The sequence below is a fragment of the Streptomyces sp. SID5910 genome, from assembly GCF_009862125.1.
Classification (GTDB): domain Bacteria; phylum Actinomycetota; class Actinomycetes; order Streptomycetales; family Streptomycetaceae; genus Streptomyces.
This window is the reverse complement of record NZ_WWHX01000231.1, coordinates 1-4,335: the sequence shown is the minus strand read 5'-3', so window position 1 is coordinate 4,335 and position 4,335 is coordinate 1. Positions and strand designations below refer to the sequence as shown.

Sequence of the window (4,335 nt, the reverse complement as noted above, 5' to 3'; positions counted from 1 at the left end):
GGCTACCTGCTCCAGATCTTCACCAAGCCGGTCCAGGACAAGCCGACCGTCTTCTTCGAGATGATCGAACGCCACGGCTCGATGGGCTTCGGCAAGGGCAACTTCAAGGCCCTGTTCGAGGCGATCGAGCGCGAGCAGGAGAAGCGCGGCAACCTCTGACACCAGCTCTGCAAAGGCGGATCTCAGTCGGGCGGGCCCTCCACCGAGGGCTCGCCCAGCTCCGCCAGCGCCCGCCGCGCCTCGGGCGCCCCCAGCGGTGAGAAGTACGGGTTGATCATCAGCGCCTCCCGCAGATGGCGTCGCGCGGGCCCGTGCCGCTCCAGCGCCCGCTCGATCATCCCCCGGTGGAACAGGTGCGGGGCGCTGCGCACCCCGCCGTGCTCGACGTCCGTCGCGATCGCCGCGAACCGCAGCGCCTCCTCGTGGTCGCCGGTCCGGTACAGCGCCCAGCCCAGCGCGTCGGCCACCGCGATCCCCGGCTGCCGCGCCCATTCGGCCTCCAGCCGCTCCACCGCCGCCGCCGCGTCCCCGTGGTCCGCCTCGAACCGGCCCATCACCAGGTCCTCGTCCGCCCCGGCCTCCTCGGCGCCCCGCACCCGCTCCCGCAGCAGGTCGTACTCCACCCGCGCCGCCTGCCCGAGGCCCAGCGACTCGTACAGCTCGCCCAGCTCCAGCGCGTACCGCGGGCACGGCCGCTTGGCCAGCGCCGCCCGGTAGGCGTTCAGCGCCTCCGTCGTCCGCCCCAGCGCCGCCAGCGCCGCGCCCTCCCCGGCCTGCGCGGCCCGCTCGTCGGGGTCGGTGCGCAGCGCCTCCCGGAAGTAGCGCAGGGCCGCCTCCCGGTCCCCGCGCTCGAACGCCAGCCGCCCGGCCTGCTCCAGATACGCCGCCCGCTCGGCCGGCGCCCCGGCGGCGGCCGCCGCGTCGGAGAGCTGCGCCGCCGCGTCCTCCCCCCAGCCCCGGTCCCGGTAGACGGTGGCGGCCCGCGCCCGCACCGCCGGCAGACCCGGGCGCAGCTTCCGCATCCGGTCCAGGGCCCGCCCCACGGCCTCGTGGTCGCCCAGCCCGGTGTACGCGTCGATCAGCACCGCATGCGCCGTCCACCGCTTCGGCGCCTGCTTCACCGCGCTCTCGCCCCACTTCCGCGCCGCGGTGAAGTCCCGCCGCTCCACCGCCAGCGCCGCCAGCGACTCCAGGGCCTGCGGATCGTTGCGCGCCCCCACCTTCAGCGACGTACGCAGCGCCTTCTCGGCCTTCGGCCAGTTCGCGGCGTCCGCGGTCCGCCGGCCCTGCTCCACGTAGGCCGCGCCCAGCACCGCCCACGACGGCCCGTCCAGCGGATGCGCCCGCAGCCGGTTCTCCCGGTCGCCGATCAGCGCCGCCAGGTCCGCCAGGGCGGCCGGTGCCCCGCCGGTGACCGCGCCGCGCGCCAGCGCCGCCGGGCCCGGCGCGGGCGGGGGAGCGGAGCCCCGGCCCCCCGGCAGCAGCACCAGCACCCCGCCGAGGACCACGCAGCCGGCGGCGGAGGCGATCAGCACCCGGCGCACGCGCCGCTTCCGCGGGCCCGGCAGGACACTCGACGTGTGGAAGTCCATGACGCTCACTGTGCGCCAGTACGACGAGCACACCGGGACAGGCGAAGGGTGCCGTCGACGGGGTTCACACCGATGGCCCCGGGTGACACGCTGTGATCATGAGCCGTATCGAAGCGCCTCGCGACGAAGACGCAGCCACGGCGGTCACCGGCACCCTCGTCGACCGGCTGCTCGCCGGCCTGCCCGCCCAGGCCGTCCTCACCGACCCCGACGTCACGGCCTCCTACGCCAACGACATGGCGAGCTTCTGCCCGGCCGGCGCCCCCGCCGTCGTCGTCCTGCCGCGCACCGTGGAGGAGGTGCAGCACGTCATGCGCACCGCCACCGCGCTGCGCGTCCCCGTCGTCCCGCAGGGCGCCCGCACCGGCCTGTCCGGCGGCGCCAACGCCACCGACGGCTGCGTGGTCCTCTCCCTCACGAAGATGGACCGCATCCTGGAGATCAACCCGGTCGACCGCGTCGCCGTCGTCGAACCGGGCGTCGTCAACGCCACGCTCTCCCGCGCGGTGAACGAGCACGGCCTGTACTACCCGCCCGACCCCTCCAGCTGGGAGACGTGCACGATCGGCGGCAACATCGGCACCGCCTCGGGCGGCCTGTGCTGCGTCAAGTACGGGGTGACCGCCGAGTACGTCCTCGGCCTCGACGTCGTCCTCGCCGACGGCCGCCTGATGTCCACCGGCCGCCGCACCGCCAAGGGCGTCGCCGGGTACGACCTCACCCGCCTCTTCGTCGGCTCCGAGGGCTCCCTCGGCATCGTCGTCCGGGCCGTCCTCGCGCTGCGCCCCAAGCCGCCCGAGCAGCTGGTGCTGGCCGCCGAGTTCGCCTCCGCGTCCGCCGCCTGCGACGCGATCTGCGCGATCATGGAGGGCGGGCACGTGCCGTCCCTCCTCGAACTGATGGACCGTACGACCGTCAAGGCCGTCAACGACCTCGCCCGCATGGGGCTGCCGGAGACCACCGAGGCGCTGCTCCTCGCCGCCTTCGACACCACCGACCCGGCCGCCGACCTCGCCGCCGTCGGTGCGCTGTGCGAGGCCGCCGGCGCCACGCAGGTGGTCCCCGCCGACGACGCGGCCGAGTCCGAACTCCTCCTCCAGGCGCGGCGCCTGTCCCTCACGGCCCTGGAGGCGGTGAAGGGCACGACGATGATCGACGACGTCTGCGTGCCGCGCTCCCGGCTCGGCGACATGCTGGCGGGCATCGAGCGCGTCGCCGCGAAGTACGGCCTGACCATCGGCGTCTGCTGCCACGCGGGCGACGGCAACACCCACCCCACCGTCTGCTTCGACGCCGCCGACCCCGACGAGTCCCGGCGCGCCCGCGAGTCCTTCGACGAGATCATGGCCCTCGGCCTGGAACTGGGCGGCACCATCACCGGCGAGCACGGTGTGGGCGTCCTGAAGAAGGAGTGGCTGGCGCGCGAGATCGGCCCGGTGGGACTGGAGATGCAGCGGGCTGTCAAACAGGTCTTCGACCCGCTCGGCATCCTCAACCCGGGCAAGCTGTTCTGACCCCGCACTCCCCGCACTAGCGGGCGAGCAGTTCGGCCAGCCCGTCGTCCAGGGCCAGTTGCCCGGCCTCCGTCCCCGGCGGCACCGCCCGCAGGGTCCGCTCCAGCCAGGCCGACACCTGTGCCGTCGGCGCCTCCAGCAGGGCGTCGCCGTCCGGGCTGCTCAGCGCCATCAGGACGACGCTGCGGCCGTCGGCCTTCGACGGCCACACCCGCACGTCCCCGTGCCCGCACGGCCGGAACACCCCCTCCACCAGCAGCTCGCGGGCGAACGTCCAGTACACGGGGCGGCCGGAGTCGATGTGGAAGGTGACGTGCACGGCGTAGGGGTCGTCGGCGAGGTAGGTGAGCCTCGCCGGGACCGGGACGCTGTACTCGGGCGACAGGATGAGCCTCAGCTCCAGCTCGCGCTCCACGACGGTGGTGTGCATGGCGGATGGGTCCTCTCTCGTACGGTCCGCGCGGGCGGGTCCGTGGTGGGCCCGCACGAGGGAGAGCGGCCCGGGCCGTGAGCGTTACGCGGGTTCGCGGAACTTTTTTCCCCGTCCGTGTGAAGTCCGTGCACGAGGTTGCCCGGAAAGGGGCGGGTACGGCGGGACTGGCCGTACGGGTTGCGCCGGTCTGATAGATGTGGAGCCCCCCAAATCAACCCCCGAGCAGATACGGGACGACGGACATGAGCGCCCCAACCCCGGCCCCCGGCGACGACAGGCCCCGCGAAGGGTATTACCCGGACCCGTCCATTCCTGGATACGTCCGGTACTGGAACGGTGCCTCCTGGGTGGCCGGCACGAGCCGGCCGGCGCCCAAGGACGGTGAGCCGCTCGCCCCGCCGCCCGGCGTGCGGCCCGCGGCACCCGCCCTGGTGGAGGAGACCGGGCCGCACTTCTTCGACGAGGATCCCGTCGAGGAACCGCCCCCCGGTGCCGCGTCCCAGCACGGCAGCCGTCCCGAGCCCGCCTCCGCCTGGGGCGCCGACCCCGCGGCACACCCCGGCAACGCGCGCGTCGCGTGGCCCAACGCCCAGGGCACCGACCCGAGGGTCCCGCACGCGGGTCCGGCTGCCGCCGGGGCCTCCGACGCGGGGGCGGCGTACGGGGATCAGGCCGACGCCCAGTCCGCCGGGTCCGCCGGCGCCGCGTCGGGCTACGGCGATCGGGCCGGCGCCCAGCCCGCTGCGGCCGGGGCTGCCAACGCGGGTTCCGCGTACGGCGATCAGGCCGGCGCCCA

General features: G+C 74.8%; 4 protein-coding genes and 1 pseudogene. 3 read left to right on the top strand and 2 right to left on the bottom strand.

All coding sequences use genetic code 11. The annotated features are described in order from the left end of the window. Positions 1-159 (top strand): annotated as a pseudogene (locus tag GTW67_RS08465) (4-hydroxyphenylpyruvate dioxygenase); the annotation flags it as partial. Positions 160-182: 23 nt separating this feature from the next. On the opposite strand, the gene GTW67_RS08460 reads toward GTW67_RS08465, so the two are convergent. Then, a complete protein-coding gene (locus GTW67_RS08460) occupies positions 183-1,592 on the bottom strand; it encodes a tetratricopeptide repeat protein (RefSeq protein WP_161164190.1) in 1,410 nt (469 codons plus the stop codon). Between the two features lie 92 nt (positions 1,593-1,684). On the opposite strand from GTW67_RS08460, the gene GTW67_RS08455 reads away from it, so the two are divergent. Further along, positions 1,685-3,106: an FAD-linked oxidase C-terminal domain-containing protein gene (locus tag GTW67_RS08455; protein ID WP_161164189.1), complete on the top strand. Its 1,422-nt coding sequence runs from the start codon at positions 1,685-1,687 to the stop codon at positions 3,104-3,106. 16 nt (positions 3,107-3,122) lie between these two features. Here GTW67_RS08455 and GTW67_RS08450 read toward each other — a convergent pair whose 3' ends face one another. Further along, positions 3,123-3,536 (bottom strand): SsgA family sporulation/cell division regulator, encoded by a 414-nt coding sequence (locus tag GTW67_RS08450; protein ID WP_161164188.1) that lies wholly within the window; start codon positions 3,534-3,536, stop codon positions 3,123-3,125. A gap of 245 nt (positions 3,537-3,781) precedes the next feature. Here GTW67_RS08450 and GTW67_RS08445 point away from each other — a divergent pair. After that, positions 3,782-4,335 (top strand): DUF2510 domain-containing protein (locus tag GTW67_RS08445; protein ID WP_237518740.1); only part of this gene is annotated, 554 nt, incomplete at its 3' end.